Source organism: Bradyrhizobium barranii subsp. barranii, assembly GCF_017565645.3.
Classification (GTDB): Bacteria; Pseudomonadota; Alphaproteobacteria; order Rhizobiales; family Xanthobacteraceae; genus Bradyrhizobium; species Bradyrhizobium barranii.
Genome location: NZ_CP086136.1, coordinates 9983659 through 10001548 on the forward strand (window position 1 = coordinate 9983659; position 17890 = coordinate 10001548).

At 63.9% G+C, this 17890-nt stretch carries 14 protein-coding genes and 1 pseudogene; 8 read left to right on the plus strand and 7 right to left on the minus strand.

Annotated elements, in window-relative coordinates:
* The first annotated feature begins 9 nt into the window (after positions 1 to 9).
* The 3 genes from J4G43_RS48550 (at position 10) to J4G43_RS48560 (ending at position 5437) form a co-directional block, all read left to right on the plus strand.
* Positions 10 to 1800, plus strand: coding sequence for an acyl-CoA dehydrogenase C-terminal domain-containing protein (locus J4G43_RS48550; RefSeq protein WP_208089104.1), 1791 nt, complete (start codon positions 10 to 12; stop codon positions 1798 to 1800).
* A 69-nt stretch (positions 1801 to 1869) separates the two neighbouring features.
* A complete protein-coding gene (locus J4G43_RS48555) occupies positions 1870 to 3078 on the plus strand; it encodes an acetyl-CoA C-acetyltransferase (RefSeq protein WP_208089105.1) in 1209 nt (402 codons plus the stop codon).
* Positions 3079 to 3223: 145 nt separating this feature from the next.
* The gene (locus J4G43_RS48560; protein WP_208089106.1) at positions 3224 to 5437 is read left to right on the plus strand and encodes an FAD-dependent oxidoreductase; all 2214 of its coding nucleotides are present in this window, start codon (positions 3224 to 3226) and stop codon (positions 5435 to 5437) included.
* 450 nt (positions 5438 to 5887) lie between these two features.
* Here J4G43_RS48560 and J4G43_RS48565 read toward each other — a convergent pair whose 3' ends face one another.
* From J4G43_RS48565 to gstA, 3 genes are all read right to left on the minus strand, one after another.
* Positions 5888 to 6196 (minus strand): hypothetical protein, encoded by a 309-nt coding sequence (locus J4G43_RS48565; RefSeq protein WP_208089107.1) that lies wholly within the window; start codon positions 6194 to 6196, stop codon positions 5888 to 5890.
* Between the two features lie 199 nt (positions 6197 to 6395).
* Entirely contained in the window at positions 6396 to 6848 is a 453-nt protein-coding gene (locus J4G43_RS48570; RefSeq protein WP_208089108.1) for a hypothetical protein, read from the minus strand.
* Positions 6849 to 6860: 12 nt separating this feature from the next.
* Entirely contained in the window at positions 6861 to 7475 is a 615-nt protein-coding gene (gstA, locus tag J4G43_RS48575) for a glutathione transferase GstA (RefSeq protein ID WP_208089109.1), read from the minus strand.
* Positions 7476 to 7602: 127 nt separating this feature from the next.
* On the opposite strand from gstA, the gene J4G43_RS48580 reads away from it, so the two are divergent.
* The 3 genes from J4G43_RS48580 (at position 7603) to J4G43_RS48590 (ending at position 10248) form a co-directional block, all read left to right on the plus strand.
* Entirely contained in the window at positions 7603 to 8097 is a 495-nt protein-coding gene (locus tag J4G43_RS48580; RefSeq protein WP_014498535.1) for a MarR family winged helix-turn-helix transcriptional regulator, read from the plus strand.
* A gap of 101 nt (positions 8098 to 8198) precedes the next feature.
* The gene (locus J4G43_RS48585; protein ID WP_038933719.1) at positions 8199 to 9569 is read left to right on the plus strand and encodes a glutamate--cysteine ligase; all 1371 of its coding nucleotides are present in this window, start codon (positions 8199 to 8201) and stop codon (positions 9567 to 9569) included.
* Between the two features lie 112 nt (positions 9570 to 9681).
* Positions 9682 to 10248: a PAN domain-containing protein gene (locus J4G43_RS48590; RefSeq protein ID WP_208089110.1), complete on the plus strand. Its 567-nt coding sequence runs from the start codon at positions 9682 to 9684 to the stop codon at positions 10246 to 10248.
* A gap of 27 nt (positions 10249 to 10275) precedes the next feature.
* Here the strand turns inward: J4G43_RS48590 and J4G43_RS48595 are convergent, their stop codons facing one another.
* Positions 10276 to 10509, minus strand: coding sequence for a hypothetical protein (locus J4G43_RS48595; RefSeq protein WP_208089111.1), 234 nt, complete (start codon positions 10507 to 10509; stop codon positions 10276 to 10278).
* Between the two features lie 203 nt (positions 10510 to 10712).
* Between J4G43_RS48595 and J4G43_RS48600 the strand changes: the two genes are divergently transcribed.
* Together J4G43_RS48600 and J4G43_RS48605 are read left to right on the plus strand one after the other, a co-directional pair.
* Positions 10713 to 13229, plus strand: a complete 2517-nt coding sequence (locus tag J4G43_RS48600; protein ID WP_071917779.1) for a glycogen/starch/alpha-glucan phosphorylase — start codon at positions 10713 to 10715, stop codon at positions 13227 to 13229.
* A gap of 94 nt (positions 13230 to 13323) precedes the next feature.
* The gene (locus J4G43_RS48605) at positions 13324 to 14139 is read left to right on the plus strand and encodes an acyl-CoA thioesterase (protein ID WP_208089112.1); all 816 of its coding nucleotides are present in this window, start codon (positions 13324 to 13326) and stop codon (positions 14137 to 14139) included.
* Positions 14140 to 14312: 173 nt separating this feature from the next.
* On the opposite strand, the gene J4G43_RS48610 is transcribed toward J4G43_RS48605, so the two are convergent.
* From J4G43_RS48610 to J4G43_RS48620, 3 genes and pseudogenes are all read right to left on the minus strand, one after another.
* On the minus strand, positions 14313 to 15929 hold the full coding sequence (locus tag J4G43_RS48610; RefSeq protein ID WP_166345764.1) for a phosphoenolpyruvate carboxykinase: 1617 nt from the start codon (positions 15927 to 15929) through the stop codon (positions 14313 to 14315).
* A gap of 281 nt (positions 15930 to 16210) precedes the next feature.
* A pseudogene (locus J4G43_RS48615) lies at positions 16211 to 16715 on the minus strand (CHAT domain-containing protein); the annotation flags it as partial.
* Positions 16716 to 16992: 277 nt separating this feature from the next.
* On the minus strand, positions 16993 to 17727 hold the full coding sequence (locus J4G43_RS48620; RefSeq protein ID WP_028151656.1) for a HugZ family pyridoxamine 5'-phosphate oxidase: 735 nt from the start codon (positions 17725 to 17727) through the stop codon (positions 16993 to 16995).
* Between the last annotated feature and the right edge of the window lie 163 nt (positions 17728 to 17890).

A 17890-nucleotide genomic window follows, 5' to 3' on the forward strand; every position in this document is an offset into this window, starting at 1 on the left:
GAGACCATCATGCCGATCTATAAAGCCCCCGTCGAAGACGTGAACTTCCTGCTCAACGACGTCTTCCAGATCGATCGCTACGACAATCTGGCCGGCTTCTCCGATGCGTCGAGCGACGTGCGCGAAGCCATTCTTGGCGAAGCCGCGAAGCTTGCGGAAGAAGTGCTGCAGCCGCTCAACCGTGTCGGCGACCTCGAAGGCTGCAAGCGCGCCGATGACGGCAGCGTCACCACGCCGAAGGGTTTCAAGGATGCCTTCAAGCAGGTCGCCGAGGGCGGCTGGCTCGGTCTGTCGGCTCCGACCGAGTTCGGCGGCCAGGGCCTGCCGGTGACGCTCTCCCAGGCGGTCAATGAATTCCAGATCTCCGCCAACATGGCGTTCTCGATGTATGGCGGCCTCACCATGGGCGCGACCGCGGCGCTGATCGTGCACGGCTCGCCCGAACAGAAGCAGACCTACGTACCGAAGATGGTGGCGGGTGAGTGGACCGGCACCATGAACCTGACCGAGCCGCATTGCGGCACCGATCTCGGCATGCTCCGCACCAAGGCGATCCGCCAGCCCGACGGCAGCTTCAAGATCACGGGCACGAAGATCTTCATCTCGGCCGGTGAGCACGACCTCGCCCCCAACATCATCCACCTCGTGCTCGCCCGCATCGAGGGCGCACCGGCCGGCATCAAGGGCGTGTCCCTGTTCGTAGTGCCGAAATTCCTGGTCAATGCCGATGGTTCGGTCGGCGCACGCAACGGCGTCGTGTGCGGCTCGATCGAGCACAAGATGGGCATTCACGGCAATTCCACCTGCGTGATGAACTACGACAGCGCCACCGGCTGGCTGATCGGCGAAGAGAACAAGGGCATGCAGGGCATGTTCGTGATGATGAACGAGGCCCGCCTCGGCGTCGCCGTGCAGGGTCTCGCGCAGTCCGAGGTCGCCTATCAGAACGCGGTCGCCTATGCCCGCGAGCGCATCCAGGGCCGTTCGCTGACCGGCGTAAAGGCGCCGGACAAGCAGGCCGACCCGATCATCGTGCATCCCGACGTGCGCCGCACGCTGCTCTCGATCCGTGCCTTCAACGAGGCCGCGCGTGCCTTCGTGATGTGGACCGCGCTGAAGAGCGACGTCGCCCATCGCTCGGAGGATCCCAAGGACCGTCAGGCCGCCGACGACCACATGGGCCTGATGACGCCCGTGCTGAAGGGCTTCCTCACCGATTACGGCTTTGCCAACGCGGTGCAGGCGCAGCAGATGTATGGCGGCCACGGCTACATCGCCGAGCAGGGCATGGAGCAGTTCGTGCGCGATGCCCGCATCGCCATGATCTATGAAGGCGCCAACGGCATCCAGGCGCTCGACCTCGTCGGCCGCAAGCTGCCGCGCGACGGCGGCCGCGCCATCATGGCGTTCTTCGGCGAGGTCATGGCCTTCGCCAAGGAGAACGGCGGCGACGAGGCACTAAAACCCTTCATCGCGCCGCTCTCGGCTTCGCTCGGCCATCTCCAGCAGGCCACGACCTGGCTAATGCAGAACGCCATGGCAAAGCCCGACAATGCGGGTGCTGCCGCAACCGACTACCTGCATCTCTTCGGCTTCGTCACGCTCGGCTACATGTGGGCGAAGATGGCCAAGGTGACGCAGGCGAAGATTGCCGCGAGCGGAGCGACGCCCTATCTCTCGACCAAGCTCGTCACCGGCCGTTTCTTCATGGAACGCATGCTGCCGGAGACCGCCGCCAATCTCGCGCGCATCCAGGCCGGCTGCGCCACCATCATGGAACTGCCGGCGGAAGCTTTCTGAGGCTTCCCGCTTCGCCAATGATCCGACCGCGCCGCGGTCGTAACCAATAACTGCAATCAGGAGGCTCCCATGGCAGATGCCTATATCTACGACCACGTCCGAACCCCGCGCGGCCGCGGCAAGGCAGACGGCGCGCTGCACGAGGTCACCGCGCTCGCGCTCGCCACCGTGCCGCTGAAGGCGCTGAAGGACCGCAACAATTTGCCGGAAGATTCGGTGGACGACGTCGTGCTCGGCGTGGTCGACCCCGTCGGCGAAGCCGGCAGCGACATCGCGCGCTTCGCGGCGCTCAAGGCCGGCCTCGGCGAAGCCGTGCCCGGCGTGCAGATCAGCCGCTTCTGCGCTTCCGGCCTCGACGCCGTGAATTTTGCCGCAGCCCAGGTGATGAGCGGCCAGCATGAGCTGGTGATCGGTGGCGGCGCCGAATCCATGAGCCGCGTCGGCATCGGCGCCTCCGGTGGCGCCTGGCCGATGGACCCGTCGATGGCCGTGCCGGCCTACTTCATGCCGCAAGGCGTCTCGGCCGATCTGATCGCCACGAAGTACGGCTTCTCGCGCGACGACGTCGACGCTTATGCCGTGCAGAGCCAGCAGCGCGCCGCCAAGGCCTGGGACGAGGGCCGCTTCAACAGGTCCGTCGTGCCGGTGAAGGACATCAACGGCCTCACCATCCTCGCCAAGGACGAGCACATGCGTCCCTCGACGACGATGCAGTCGCTGGCGCAGCTGCAGCCGTCGTTCACGATGATGGCGCAGATGGGTGGCTTCGACGGCGTCGCCGTGCAGTCGCACCCCGAAATCGAGCGCGTCAATTACGTGCACCATGCCGGCAACTCGTCGGGCATCGTCGACGGTGCCGGCGCCGTGCTGCTCGGCAGCAAGGAAGCGGCCAGCAAATACGGCCTGAAGCCGCGCGCAAAGATCCGTGCGTTTGCCAATGTCGGCTCGGAGCCGGCGATGATGCTGACCGGTCCGGTCGACGTCACTGAAAAGCTGTTCGCACGTTCCGGCATGAAGAAGTCGGATATCGATTTGTTCGAGCTCAACGAGGCCTTCGCCTCCGTCGTGCTGCGCTACATCCAGGCCTTCGACATCGACAACGCCAAGATCAACGTCAATGGCGGCGCGATCGCGCTCGGCCATCCGCTTGGCGCGACCGGCGCGATGATCCTCGGCACCGTGCTCGACGAGCTCGAACGCACCAACAAGGCGACCGCGCTGGTGACGCTGTGCATCGGCGGCGGCATGGGCACCGCGACCATCATCGAGCGGGTCTAACGAGCTGCCGTCGGGTGGGCGTGCCCACCATTGCTGTCTCCGCGAAGGATGGTGGGCACGGCGCAAGAGCGCCTTTGCCCACCCTACGAGATCTTAAGTCAACCGCCGCGCCTGAGATTGGCTGCGGCACCGAGGAGCAACCAACATGGCTTACAAGAACTTTAGGGTTGAGACCGATTCTGACGGCATCGCGCTCGTCACCTGGGACATCCCGGGCCGTTCGATGAACGTGCTCGACGAGACCTCGACCAGCGAGCTCGATGCGATCGTCAAGGAAACCACGGCCGACGCCGCCGTGAAGGGCGTCGTCATCACCTCCGCCAAGGAGGCGTTCTGCGCCGGCGCCGACCTGTCGATGCTCGAGGGCATGAACCAGGCCTACGCCAAGGTCTTGAAGGAGCAGGACGAGACCGCCGCAAACCAGATGCTGTTCGACCAGAGCCGGCGCTTCTCGCAGGTGCTGCGTTCGATCGAGACCTCCGGCAAGCCGTGGGCGGCCGCGATCAACGGCCTCGCGCTCGGCGGCGGTTTCGAGATCACGCTGTGCTGCCACTACCGCGTGGCGGCGGAGAATCCCAAGACGCGGCTCGGTCTGCCCGAAGTCAAGGTCGGCCTGTTCCCCGGCGCCGGCGGCACGCAGCGCGTGCCGCGCCTGGTGCCGCCGCAGGACGCGATGACGATCCTGCTCAAGGGCGATCCGGTCACGGTCGAGAAGGCCAAGCAGCTCAATCTGATTCACGCGATCGTTCCCTCAGGCGACCTCATCAAGGCAGCGAAGGACTGGATCAAGGGCGGCGGCAAGGCCGTCGCGCCCTGGGACGAGAAGGGCTTCAAGCTGCCGGGCGGTCCGGTGTTCTCCAAGGCCGGCATGATGATGTTCCCGGCGGGCAATGCGATCTATCGCCGCGAGACCTACGACAATTATCCAGCCGCGCGCGCGATCATGAGCTGCGTCTATGAAGGCCTGCAGTTGCCGATCGACGCCGCGCTCCGCGTCGAGTCGCGCTACTTCACCTCGGTGCTGCGCTCGAAAGAAGCGGCCGCGATGATCCGCAGCCTGTTCCTGTCGATGCAGGAGCTGAACAAGGGCGCGCGCCGTCCGAAGGACGTAGCCCCTACCAAGGTGAAGAAGATCGCGGTGATCGGCGCCGGCTTCATGGGTGCGAGCGTCGGCTACGTCTCGGCCCGCGCCGGCCTCGACGTCGTCCTGATCGACCGCGACCAGGAGAGTGCCGACAAGGGCAAGGCGCACGCTCAGAAGGTGATCGAGGAGCAGATCAAGAAGGGCCGCGCCAAGCCCGGTGACGCCGACGCGCTGCTCGCGCGCATTACGCCGACTGCCGATTATGCTGCACTCAAGGACGTCGACCTCGTCATCGAGGCCGTGTTCGAGGATCGCAAGGTCAAGGCTGATACCTTCGCGAAGGCGCAGGAGCATATGAAGCCGGACGTGATCTTCGCGTCGAACACCTCGACGCTGCCGATCACCTCGCTGGCCGAGGGCTTCAAGGACCAGGGCAAGTTCGTCGGCATCCACTTCTTCTCGCCGGTCGAGAAGATGATGCTGGTCGAGATCATCAAGGGCAAGAACACCGGCGACGTCGCGCTCGCGACCGCGCTCGACTACGTCCGGCAGATCGGCAAGACGCCGATCGTCGTCAACGACAGCCGGGGCTTCTTCGCCAATCGCTGCGTCGGCCGCTACGTCGCCGAAGGCAACGAGATGTTCCTCGAAGGCGTGCCGCCGGCGATGATCGAGAACTGCGCCAAGATGGCCGGCATGCCGGTCGGTCCGCTCTCGCTCTCGGACGAAGTCGCACTTGACCTCGGGCTCAAGATCATGAAGGCGACGGAAGCCGATCTCGGCCCGAACGCCATCAACCCCGATCAGAAGAAGCTGATGGTGGAGATGGTCGAGAAGCAGGGCCGTCTCGGCCGCAAGAACAGCAAGGGCTTCTACGACTACCCCGAGAAGGGCAAGGGTCAGAAGAGCCTGTGGCCGGGGCTGACAGCGCTCCAGCCGAAGCAGCTCGATCCTGACACGCTCGACATCGAGGAGTTGAAGCAGCGTTTCCTGGTGGTGCAGGCGGTGGAAGCCGCGCGCACGGTCGAAGACCACGTCATCACCGACCCGCGCGAGGCGGATGTCGGCTCGATCCTCGGCTTCGGCTTCGCGCCGTTCACCGGCGGCACGCTGTCCTACATCGACTTCATGGGCACGAAGAAATTTGTCGAGCTCTGCCACAAGCTGGAGGCGAAGTACGGCTCGCGCTTCAACCCGCCGAAGCTTCTCGAGGAGATGGCCGCGAAGGGAGAAACCTTCTACGGCCGCTTCGCGCCGAAGAAGGCCGCGGCCTGATCACCCAAAATCATTTGAGAAAGAAGGCCGGATCGTCGATCCGGCCTTCTTGTTTGGGGAGACGTCATCACGGTTGCGTCAGATTTGTTCCCGGCTTGTGGAACCAATCACAGAATTCGCGTAGGACCCGTGTCAGAGTCCCCCGCTGCCGTGGTGTCGCGCAATTGTCATAGGCGTGTCGAAGCGGCGCCGTTCTTTTGCTCGGCCCTGGCACTAGTCTTGCTCCGGGTCAGGGTTCCGAATCCGGTTGGGACACTTGCCGAGCCATCGGCAGGTTGAAGACAAAATAAGAAAGTATCCTTGATGAACTCTTTGGTGCTGCGGAAGACCGCGCTCGGTCGCGATCTCACCGCGAAATATGCTGTTGGACCCGCCACTCGCCGCCTATCGCCGCAACAGAAGCCGGCGCGCCTGCGCCGCAAGGGGCCGATGCTTTGGGCCGCTTTGGCGCTACTTGTGCTGGCGGCGGATTTTATGCTGGCCTCCCTCGCCTGGCTCGCCGTCGACTTCGTCATGGGCTGAGACCGCCCGCGCGTGCAGCAGGTAGGCCGCCGCGAAGTAGGCGAGCTGGCAGGCGGCAAGACAGATGGCGATGACGGTCACACCCGCCATCATGCCGAATTCGTAAACGCGAAGAATGATTGCCGAGAAAACCGCGATCGCCGGCGCAATCAATATCAGCGCCCAGATCCTGAAAACATAACCTGTCGCTATTCCCACCAATGCACTTGCGACGATCAGGACCAAGGCAATCGTCAAGTTCAACTCCGATGAAATAATCCTCTAACAATTCCGCCAAGCTCGCGCGCTTTACGGGTACTGACAAGACAGCACTACTTACATTCGGCGAACAGTAGTTCATAAGTCTAATGATAGGTACGATGATCCGGCGAGATGGGTTCGCGCCCACTTGCCCGGGCCAGAATAAAAAGGGGCCGGATCGACGATCCGGCCCCTTTTATTTGCGGTCTCCGAGCGGCGAGAACGCCCGGCCCGAGACCGCATCATCGGCAAGACTCGCTCTCCAGCTGCCTTCATCGCCACGGCCAATGCGGACCTCGAAGCGCCAGCCATTCTGATTGGTGAGGGCGATGTCCGTTCCGCCCTTCTTCCTGGCATAGCTGCATGGATATTCGGTCGGCCGATCGGGAAAGACGATTTTTCCTTCCTTGCTCTCGAACACGGCCGAGGTGACCTGCGGATGGATCATGAAGATGCAATTGCGCTGCGGCAGGTCCGGCGTCGACAAGCCAAGCATCGCGAGCGGCGCGCCCGCGGCGGTCATAAGAACGATCATGTTCATGGCGGCGGCGGTCTCATGGAGATGCTCCGCGATTTCGACGTGGCCGCCGATCGAATGGTTCACAAAGAAAAAGGCCGGATCGTCGATCCGGCCTTTCGCTTGTTGCATCTTGCGATGCGCTTACTTCGCCTGCGCAAGGCCTTCCTTCATCAGCGCCTCCTGGACCTGCGGCCGCGCTGCGACGCGAGCCTTGTAGGCGGTCAGGTTCGGCATGGCCGAGAGGTCGAACTTCATCCGATCGCCCCAGGTCAGCATCGTGAAGAGATAGCCGTCGGCCACCGTGAACTGCTTTCCCATGAGGTAGTCGCGGCCGGCGAGCTGGCTGTCGATGTATGTCAGCTTGCCCATGACGCGGTCCTTGAAGAAGGCCTTGGCCTCGTCGTTCAGCGCCGGCGCGAACAGCGGTCCGAAGCTCTTGTGCACCTCCGAGGTGAGGAAGTTCAGCCATTCGAGCAGCTTGTAGCGCTCGGAGCTGCCATGGGCCGGTGCCAGCGCCTTGGCGGAGGCCTGATCGGCGATCATCTGGACAATGACCGGGCCTTCGGTCACGATCTCGCCGCTGTCGAGGCCCAGCGCAGGGACCTGGCCCTTCGGGTTCAGCTTCAGATAATCCTCACCATTTTCGAGCTTCTTGGCCCGGATATCGACCTTGACCAGCTCATAGGGCAGGCCGGCTTCCAGGAGCGCGATGTGGGGGGACAGGGAGCAGGCGCCGGGCGAGTAATAGAGTTTCATGGAATTTCTTTCTCTTGACGCTTGGTTCGGGCGAAGGAACGCCTACATGCATTTGCATCCAATAGTCAAGATTGATGCAGGTGCATTGAGTGAGGTAAGAGACGGGACGACGAGCTTGAGCGGGACCATGAAACGCAAACCATCGACCGAGGCAACTTCGGCCTGGATCCGCCTGATGCGGGTGCAGAGCCGCGTGCTCGATTGCGTCGAGCAGGACTTGAAGAAGGCGGGGTTCCCGCCGCTGGCATGGTACGACGCGCTGCTCGAATTGTCGCGAGCGCCCTCGGGTGAGCTGCGGCCGGTGGAACTCGAGCGGCAAATGCTGATCCCGCAATACTCCACCTCGCGCCTGATCGACCGCCTGGTCGACGAGGGACTCGCCTCCCGGCGCGAATGCAAGATCGACAAGCGCGGCCAGTTCGTGGAGATCACGGAAGCCGGCCGCGAGTTGCAGAAGCGGATGTGGGGCGCCTATTCGGCCGCGATCGAAAAGTATGTCGGCTCGAAACTGTCCGATGCGGATGCCGTCAAGCTCAGCGGTCTGCTCGACCGTCTCGGCTGCTCGTGCGGCGAGATGAAACTGCCGCCCGTCCACGTCAACGAAACCACGCCGTCGCGATGATCGTGCGGCACACCAGCTCGTCCGTGCACCCCCTGGGTTCGCGGACCACCCCGTCACCCGCGCGCCTTCGATCGAAGCGCCCTTTTTGATTAGAGTTTGATATGGCGCGAGACCAGATCGATATGACGCCGCTGCAGTCGCGCGACGAGCTCGTCGCGTGGTTCGAGGCCGGCTGCAAGGACCCGTCCGAATTCCGCATGGGCACCGAGCACGAGAAGACGCCGTTCACGCTCGAAGGCCACCGTCCGGTGCCTTACGAGGGTGCGCGGGGCATCGGCGCGCTGCTCGAAGGCATGAAGCTCCTGCTCGGCTGGGAGCCGATCATGGAGAAGGGCAACATCATCGGCCTCTACGACGTCACCGGCGGCGGCGCGATCTCGCTCGAGCCCGGCGGACAGTTCGAGCTCTCCGGCGCGCCGGTCGAGAACGTGCATCAGACCCAGAGCGAGCTGATGGCGCATCTGGCGCAGGTGCGCGAGATCGCGACCCCGCTCGGCATCGGCTTCCTCGGGCTCGGCATGACGCCGTCCTGGTCGCGCGCCGACATCCCGGTGATGCCCAAGGGCCGCTACAAGATCATGACCAATTACATGCCGAAGGTCGGCCAATACGGCCTCGACATGATGTACCGGACCTGCACGGTGCAGACCAATCTCGACTTCTCCTCCGAAGCCGACATGGTCAAGAAGCTGCGCGTCTCGCTCGCGCTGCAGCCGGTCGCGACCGCGCTGTTTGCCAATTCGCCGTTCACCGAGGGCAAGCCGAACGGCTTCCTGTCGTTCCGCTCCGAGATCTGGCGCGACACCGACAATGCGCGTTCGGGCATGATGCCGTGGGCATTCGAGGACGGCATGGGTTTCGAGCGCTATGTCGACTACGCGCTCGACGTGCCCATGTATTTCGTCAAGCGCGACGAGGATTACATCGACGTCTCGGGCTCCTCGTTCCGCGCCTTCTTCGACGGCCGCAACAACAATCTGCCGGGCGAACGCCCGACGCTGTCGGACTGGGCCAACCATCTTTCGACGATCTTCCCGGAGGTGCGCCTCAAGCGCTATCTCGAGATGCGCGGTTCCGATGGTGGCCCCTGGGGCCGCCTGCCGGCGCTGTCGGCTTTCTGGGCCGGGCTGCTCTACGACGATGTGTCGCTCGATGCCGCGTGGGACCTCGTGAAGCACTGGACCGCGCATGAGCGCCAGGCCCTGCGCGACGACGTGCCGCGGTTCGGCTTCAAGGCGCGAATCAAGGACCGCTATCTGTTCGAGATCGCCAAGGAATGCCTCGTTCTGGCCCATGCCGGCCTGCGCCGCCGCGGCCGGATCGACCAGCTCGGCCGCGACGAAACCCGGCACCTGGAGCCGCTCGATCGCATCATTGATTCCGGCCGGACCCCGGCCGAGGAGATGCTGGAGAAGTTCAACGGCGCCTGGAACGGCTCCGTGGAACCGGCCTACGCGGAATACGCGTTCTAGGTCAGAGGCCGACGACCAGGACCTGAGCCGTTCATCGCCCATACAGGTTTGCGGCGATCAAATGACCGGCTGAAAAAACCTGAGCGCCGTCAATAACTCGAAAGCTGTTCCAATGGGGAAGGGCCGCCTGCGTGGGGCCGTCATGGCAAGCGTCGTGGCCTGCGCCACGTTGCTTGCGTTCGTGTTTGCGAGCGCGCCTGCGCGCGCCCAGACGGCGTTCGACCGGCCCGGCGGCGACTATTTCAGCTCGCCGGTGACGTCAGGTGACCCCGAGGATTGCGCGCTGCAGTGTGAGCGTGACCGCCGCTGCCGCTCCTGGAGCTTCAATTATCCCGACGTCGAAGGCGGCTCGGCAGTGTGCTGGCTCAAGAACACGGTGCCGCCGCGTGTCCCGGGCAGCTGCTGCATCTCCGGTGTGCGTGGCGCCGGCGTGATCGAGCCGCGGATCGAAGGCGTTGAAACGTCGATCGACCGCCCCGGCGGCGACTTGCGCAATTTCGAGATCAAGGACGGCGAAGGCGAAGAGGCCTGCAAGGCCGCCTGCATCGCGGACAACAAGTGCCGCGCCTTCACCTATTCCCGTCCCGGCTACACCGGGCGTGAAGCGCGCTGCTTCCTGAAAAAGGAAATCAAGCCGCCGCGCCGCAAGGCGGGCTTCACGTCGGGCGTGGTCAGATAGCGCGCTGCGAATCCGGCGACCCGCTCCTCAATTCGCCGCCGACACCAGCCTGTCCCCGCACGCATTCGCGTAGAACTTGCCGCCGCATTGGCGCTTGATGGCGGCGCAGCGCACCGCGGGAGACGCATTTTCCGGAACGCTGAAGCCGCAGCTCAGGCCGTCGGCACTGCGACCCGTCTTGCCGGCGGCAAAGGCGGCGCTGGAGGCGGTGATGCAGACGACGAGGAAGGCCGCGGCGGCGACTTCGATCAGCAGTCTCATGGACGTTCCTCCACACTGATGGCTGAATCTGCCCTCAATCTAGCACCGAATCCGCATCTCTCCGTACGCTTCCGGGTTCCCAAATCGGCCCGTTCCTTGCATAAATTTACGCCAGCGCAGTGCACGGCCGCGCCAGGGATGGTTCCGGTGCAGGGGAAGACGCGTAGAGTTAGTGGTGTTCTCGCGACCAGGAAGTGACGGCCTTGCAAGATCAATCGTTCCAGCCAAGTTTGCCGGCCTCCGGCCAGCCCATCGACGAACTCGCGCTGGCCGACGTCAAGGGCGCGATCCTGGCGAAGCTGCGCCTTGCCATCGGCAAGGATGCGGGCATGGCGACCAAGCACGACTGGTACCAGGCCGCAGCGCTCGCGCTGCGCGACCGCATCGTGCATCGCTGGCTCACGGCCGAGAAGCACAGCTACGATGCGGGACGCAAGCGCGTCTATTATCTCTCGCTCGAATTCCTGATCGGCCGCCTCTTCACCGACGCGCTGAACAACATGGGGCTGCTCAAGATCTTCGAGGTCGCGCTCGGCGATCTCGGCGTGTCGCTGCCTGAGCTCCGCAAATGCGAGCCGGATGCCGCGCTCGGCAATGGCGGCCTGGGGCGGCTCGCCGCCTGCTTCATGGAGAGCATGGCCACGCTCTCGATCCCCGCGATCGGCTACGGCATCCGCTACGATTACGGCCTGTTCCGCCAGATCATCAATCAGGGCTGGCAGCAGGAATATCCGGACGAATGGCTGAGCTTCGGCAATCCCTGGGAATTGCAGCGACCCGAGGTGATCTATCACGTCCATTTCGGCGGTGGCGTCGAGCATGTCGACGACAAGGGCCGCGACCGCGCGATCTGGCATCCGGCCGAGACCGTGCAGGCGATCGCCTATGACACGCCGATCGTCGGCTGGCGCGGCCAGCACGTCAACGCGCTCCGCCTGTGGTCGGCACGCTCGCCCGATCCGTTGAAGCTCGACGCCTTCAACAAGGGCGACTATGTCAGCGCCAGCGCCGAGCAGTCGCGCGCGGAAGCCATCTGCAAATTCCTCTATCCGAACGACGAAAGCCCGGCGGGCCGCGAGCTGCGGCTGCGCCAGGAGTATTTCTTCGTCTCCGCCTCGCTGCAGGACCTGGTCAATCGCCACCTGACCTCCGACGGCCAGCTTCGCAGCCTCGCGATGAAGGTCGCGGTCCAGCTCAACGACACCCATCCGAGCCTCGCCGTCACCGAGCTGATGCGCATCCTGGTCGACCTGCACAATTTCCGCTGGGACGAGGCCTGGAAGATCACGGTCGCGACGCTGTCCTACACCAACCACACGCTGTTGCCCGAGGCGCTGGAGACCTGGCCGGTCGAACTGTTCGAGCAGCTGTTGCCGCGCCATCTCGAGATCATCTACCGCATCAACGTGCAGCATCTCGCGCTGGCCGAAGCGCGCGCCCCCGGCGACATCGACTTCCGCGCCTCGGTTTCCCTGATCGACGAGAGGAGCGGACGCCGCGTGCGCATGGGCCAGCTCGCCTTCGTCGGCTCGCACCGCATCAACGGCGTCTCGGCGATGCATTCGGACCTGATGCGCGAGACCGTGTTCCACGATCTCAACCATCTCTATCCCGGCCGCATCACCAACAAGACCAACGGCATCACCTTCCGCCGCTGGCTGATGCTGGCGAATCCGAAGCTGACCGACCTGCTGCGCGAGACCTGCGGCGAAGCCGTCCTCGACGATCCGACCCAGCTCAGCCTGATCGAAGCCCGCGCCAGCGACGTCGAATTCCAGAAGAAGTTCCGCAGCGTCAAGCTTCACAACAAGACCGCGCTGGCGCGCCTGATCGGCGAGCGGCTCGGCATCAAGGTCGATCCGACCGCGCTGTTCGACGTGCAGATCAAGCGCATTCACGAATACAAGCGCCAGCTCCTCAACATCATCGAGACGGTGGCGCTGTACCAGGCGATGAAGGACGATCCCAACGGCAACTGGGTGCCGCGGGTGAAGATCTTCGCCGGCAAGGCGGCGGCGAGCTACCGCTACGCAAAATTGATCATCAAGCTGGTCAACGACGTCGCGGACGTCGTCAACAACGATCCCGCCATCGGCGGCAAGCTCAAGGTCGTCTTCCTGCCCGACTACAATGTCAGCCTTGCGGAGGTGATCATTCCCGCGGCCGATTTGTCCGAGCAGATCTCGACCGCCGGCATGGAGGCCTCCGGCACCGGCAACATGAAGCTGTCGCTGAACGGCGCGCTCACCATCGGCACGCTCGACGGCGCCAACATCGAGATCCGCGACCATGTCGGCGCGGAGAATATCGCGATCTTCGGCATGGAGGCCGGCGACGTGATGATCCGCCGCAAGCAGGGGCTGGATGCCTCCGACGTGATCCGCAATTCGCCAAAGCTCCAGCGCGCCATCAATGCGATCGGCACCGGCGAGTTCTCGCCCGGCGATCCCGGCCGCTTCGAATCAATCGCGCACGCGCTGCGCTATCTCGACCACTACATGGTCAGCGCCGATTTCGATTCCTATTACGAAGCGCAGCGCAGCGTCGACGCACGCTGGCAGGTGGCGCCGGCCTGGACGCGCGCCTCCATCCTCAATGTCGCGCGCATGGCCTGGTTCTCCTCGGACCGCACCATCCGCGAATATGCCGAGGAGATCTGGAACGTGCCGGTCAATCCGACCACGCCATTGCTGCCGGATCTGCGCGACGTCGCGGGCTGATTTTCCGCAACGTGAAATCGGCTATCCCAGAGGTAATTGCACAAGCCGGCGGCGGACGTGGTATGACGTCCGTCATTGAAAGCCGGATTAGACAATGCACGCCAAGCTCCCGCACCCGTTCGACGACGCCACGCGCATCACCGCCGGTGACAGCAGCTGGCAGGGACACACCAGCGACGATTACTGGGCCTTTGTCGGCCCGTTCGGCGGCGCCACGGCCGCGACGATCCTGCGTGCGCTGATCGACCATCCGCAGCGCGCCGGCGATCCGCTGGCGCTGACCGTCAATTACTGCGCGCCGATCGCCAAGGGGCCGTTCGATCTGGACGTGCTGCTGGTGAAGGCCAATCGCTCCAGCCAGCATTGGAGCGTCGAACTGTCGCAGGGCGGCGGCGAGGTCGCAACGCTCGCCACCGCCGTGTTCGCCGAGCGCCGGCCGTCCTGGGAGCACAGGGTGGCGCAATATCCAGACGCCACGGCGTTCGAGGCAACGCTGCCATTCCCAAAGATCTCGGCGTCCTGGGCCAACCAGTATGAATTCCGCTTCGTCGAGGGCGAGATGCGGATCGGCCCACCGCAGACCGAGCTCGCTGGCACCTATTCCAAGCTCTGGATCGGCGACCGCACGCCGCGCAAGCTCGACATGCTGTCGCTGATGTCGATGTCAGACGCCTTCTTCGGCCGCATCTTCCACGCCAGGCGCGAGCTGGTGCCGTTCGGCACGGTGTCGCTGACGACGTATTTTCACACCGGCAGCGAGGAGCTCGCCGCCGAGGACATCACACGCGTGCTCGCGACGGCCGATTCGAAGATCATGCACAAGAGCTATGCCGATCAGAACGCCGAGCTGTGGTCGCCGAACGGCAGGCTGCTCGCGACCACGACGCAGATCGCGTATTTCAAGGCGTGACTGCTTCCGCAAGCTCGTCATTGCGAGGAGCGTAGCGACGAAGCAATCCAGACTGTCTCCGCGGAGGGATCTGGATTGCTTCGCTGCGCTCGCAATGACGGCGGAACGATATCGCGAGAAACAAAAAGGGCGGCCTCGCGGCCGCCCTTTTGCATTTCGAATGATGCGAGAGATTACTCCGCCGCGAGCTTCACGTCCGGCGCGGCTGCGCGCACTTCGGCGTCGACCTGGGCTTCGAACTTGGCAAAGTTCTTCTGGAACATGCCGACCAGCGCGCGGGCGGTCTTGTCGAACTCGTCCTTGTCCTTCCAGGTGTTGACCGGATTGAGGATCTCGGCCGGCACGCCCGGCAGCGCTGTCGGGACCGCGAAGCCGAAATATTTGTCGGTGCGGAATTCGACGTTGCGAAGCGAGCCGTCGAGCGCGGCGGTGAGCAGCGCGCGCGTCACCTTGATCGGCATGCGGCTGCCGGTGCCATACTTGCCGCCGGTCCAGCCGGTGTTGACCAGCCAGCAATCGACATTGTGCTGGGCGATGAGGTCGCGCAGCATGTTGCCGTAGACGCTGGGGTCGAGCGGCAGGAACGGCGAGCCGAAGCAAGTCGAGAATTCCGGCTGCGGCTCGTTGCCGAGACCGCGCTCGGTACCGGCAACCTTGGCGGTGTAGCCGGAGAGGAAGTGATACATCGCCTGCGCCGGCGAAAGCTTTGCGATCGGCGGCAGCACGCCGAAGGCGTCGGCGGCCAGCATCACCACGTTCTTCGGCTGCGGCGCGCGGCCGGTGCGCGAAGCGTTCGGGATGAAGTCGAGCGGGTACGCGGAGCGCGTGTTCTCGGTCTTGGAGCCGTCGTCGAAATCGACAACGCGGGTGTCTTCGTCGAGCACGCAGTTTTCGAGCACCGCGCCGAAGCGGGTCGAGGCGGCGTAGATCTGAGGCTCGGCTTCCTGCGAGAGCTTGATGCACTTGGCGTAGCAGCCGCCCTCGAAGTTGAAGACGCCGTTCGGGCCCCAGCCATGCTCGTCGTCACCGATCAGCGTGCGGTTCGGATCGGCCGACAGCGTGGTCTTGCCGGTGCCTGATAGCCCGAAGAAGATCGCGGTGTCGCCATTGGCGCCGACATTGGCAGAGCAGTGCATCGGCATTACGCCGCGCTCGGGCAGGTAGTAGTTCAGCGTGGTGAAGACCGACTTCTTCATCTCGCCGGCATAATAAGACCCGCCGATCAGGACGATCTTGCGGGCGAAATCGATCGCGACGACGTTCTCAGACTTGCAGCCATGGCGTTTGGGATCGGCGCGGAAGCTCGGCATGTCGATGATGGTGAGCTCCGGCGTGAAGCTCGGCAGCTCGACCGCCTCGGGGCGGATCAGCAGCGTACGGATGAACAGCGAGTGCCAGGCGAGCTCGGTGAAGACGCGGGTCTTGATCCGGTAGGCCGGATCGGCGCCGCCATAGAGGTCCTGCGCGAACAGGCTCTTGCCTTCAGCGTGCTTGAGGAAATCCTGGTACAGCGTCTCGAACTGTTCGGCGGTGATCGACTGGTTGCCCGCCCACCACATCTTCTTGTCGGTGGTGGCGTCACGCACCGTGAACTTGTCCTTCGGGCTGCGGCCGGTGAACTCACCGGTGTCGGCGCAAAGCGAACCGTCGGCCGACAGCACCGCCTCGCCCGCGGAAAGCGAGTATTGATAGAGTTGCGGCGCGCCGAGGTTCCAGTGAACCCGTTTGAGATTCTTTAAGCCGAATTTGTCGGCACCGAAGGCACCGTTGCGCACGCCCGTCTCTTGCACGAAAAATCCTCCTAGAACCCGCGACACTCAGCGCGACCAAGCTTTGGCGCCATCGCGGTCACCGTGAATTATAGGCCGTCCGGCCTCGGTTGAACGACGTAATAATGGTGAACGCTGGCGTTGCCAAGCCGATCCCGCAGGATTTGGTTTATTCAAGGACCGCGCCAAATGCCGCGCATGTCAGCTCTGAGCGAGCGTATCAAAAAAATACGAATGATCGCGCAACCAAATGCGCAATTCGGCGTTTCCTCTGGTATTGCGACGCACAATCCCGGACCGTCCTATCGTACCTCGCCTTCGCCGATGAGTGCGAACGGCCCCCACATCGCGGGCGTTGCGCGGTGACGAGGTGTCATCAACGTACGTCAACATCGCGCGGCGCAAGGCTTCGGCACGGCCGATTTTTGGTTCGTTCTTGAGCAGTTCGAAAGTCGACGTGGTCAAGCGGGTGGCAGCCTCCGAATCCACTGCCCAATGCGAGACCAGCAGCGCACGTGCACCCGCGTAGAAGAACGAGCGCGCCAGCCCCGACAGGGCCTCGGCGCCGGGCTTGTCGCCGGCGATGGTGTTGCAGGCCGATAGCACAACCCAATCGGCGTTGAGCTTGAGCTGAGCGACTTCACTTGCCGTGAGCAAGCCGTCATCCAGCTCTGTCGGCCGATCGGGAATGGAGAGCGCAAGCGAGGGCTCGCCCAATCCCTTGATATCGCCGGCAACGAGACCGTGGGTGGCAAAGTAGATGATGCTGTATTGAGCAAGCGCTGCACGCTTCAGCGTCGGCTCGGCCTGGTCGTCGTGGCCCTGGTCGGCGTAGATCTGCGCAACGTTGTTGAGCGCGCCCGCGAGAGACCGGACCATCCCGACGTCGCGCGCTCGCTGAACAATCTCGCCGGTCTCTACGAGCATCAGCAGCGCTATGCCGATCAAGCGATGCGGTGATCGCGAGCGCCAAACCCGCAACCAGCGTCAAACGACGGCGTATCATGAACCCTCTCGCTGCCGACTTCGAACCATTACGGTCTTGGGTCGCAGCGATGGGGGACAGCGTTCAAATTGTTGCGCGCTAGTCCACCTTCGCGCGCGCTTCGCCAGCGAGACGGACCAGCATCTTGCGCAGCGCCGTGCCGTCGGTCACCCGCTCCGGGAAGTCCAGCCGCAGCGCAGTCTGGCCATCCTGCATGTCGAGGCCTTCGGGGTCGCAGCCGGTGCAGCGCCAGTCGCCCTCCGCCGCGCCGAGGAGTTTTGTTGCATAGAGGCCCATGGCGTCGCGGTGGTCGGCATTCATGTGCGCGACCGCCCCCTCCTCCGCCGCCAGCAGATCCTCGGCGCCGGTAAGGTCCGTCAGGAACTGCTCGGGCTTGAGATCGACGATGCGGCCGAAGCCGGCGACCAGATGGGTTCCCGTGGGCCTAATTCTGAAGAACGAGAAATCCTTAAACGAAACAAACGCTTCGGCCGATGGATGGGCATTGAGATACCGCCGCTGGAGCAGATCCTTGTCGGCATCGGCCTGTTCCGCCCGGCCGGACAGCATGATTCGGGCACCCTCCAGCGGATCGCCGGCCGCGCGTTCGTCCAGCATCAGGGAGACCCGGTGATCCGCCAGGATGTTCCTGGTGTGCACGGCCAGGCCCGAGATCAGCAGGATCGGCGAGCCGTCGGGGTGGCTCGCCAGATTGACGAGGGAGCAATAGGGATCGCCGCTGCCGGCCATCAGCGTTGCAAGCGCCCCCTGGCGCGAGCGCCTGAGCAGCGATTTGGCGAGCTTTCCGGGGTCGAAATCAGGGGTCGGGTGCATCGGCTTTCTCGGGTCAGGTGGTTGCAAGGGAGGTCTTTTTTCGGGTAAACGGGGGTCAGGTTAAGGGTCGAAACGCGGCGAATCTGCTGCGCTTCGTGGAACTTGGTCACACTTCAGCCCAGCTTGCATTGCTCGGTGACAAGGTTCGACCGCCGAATTCGGC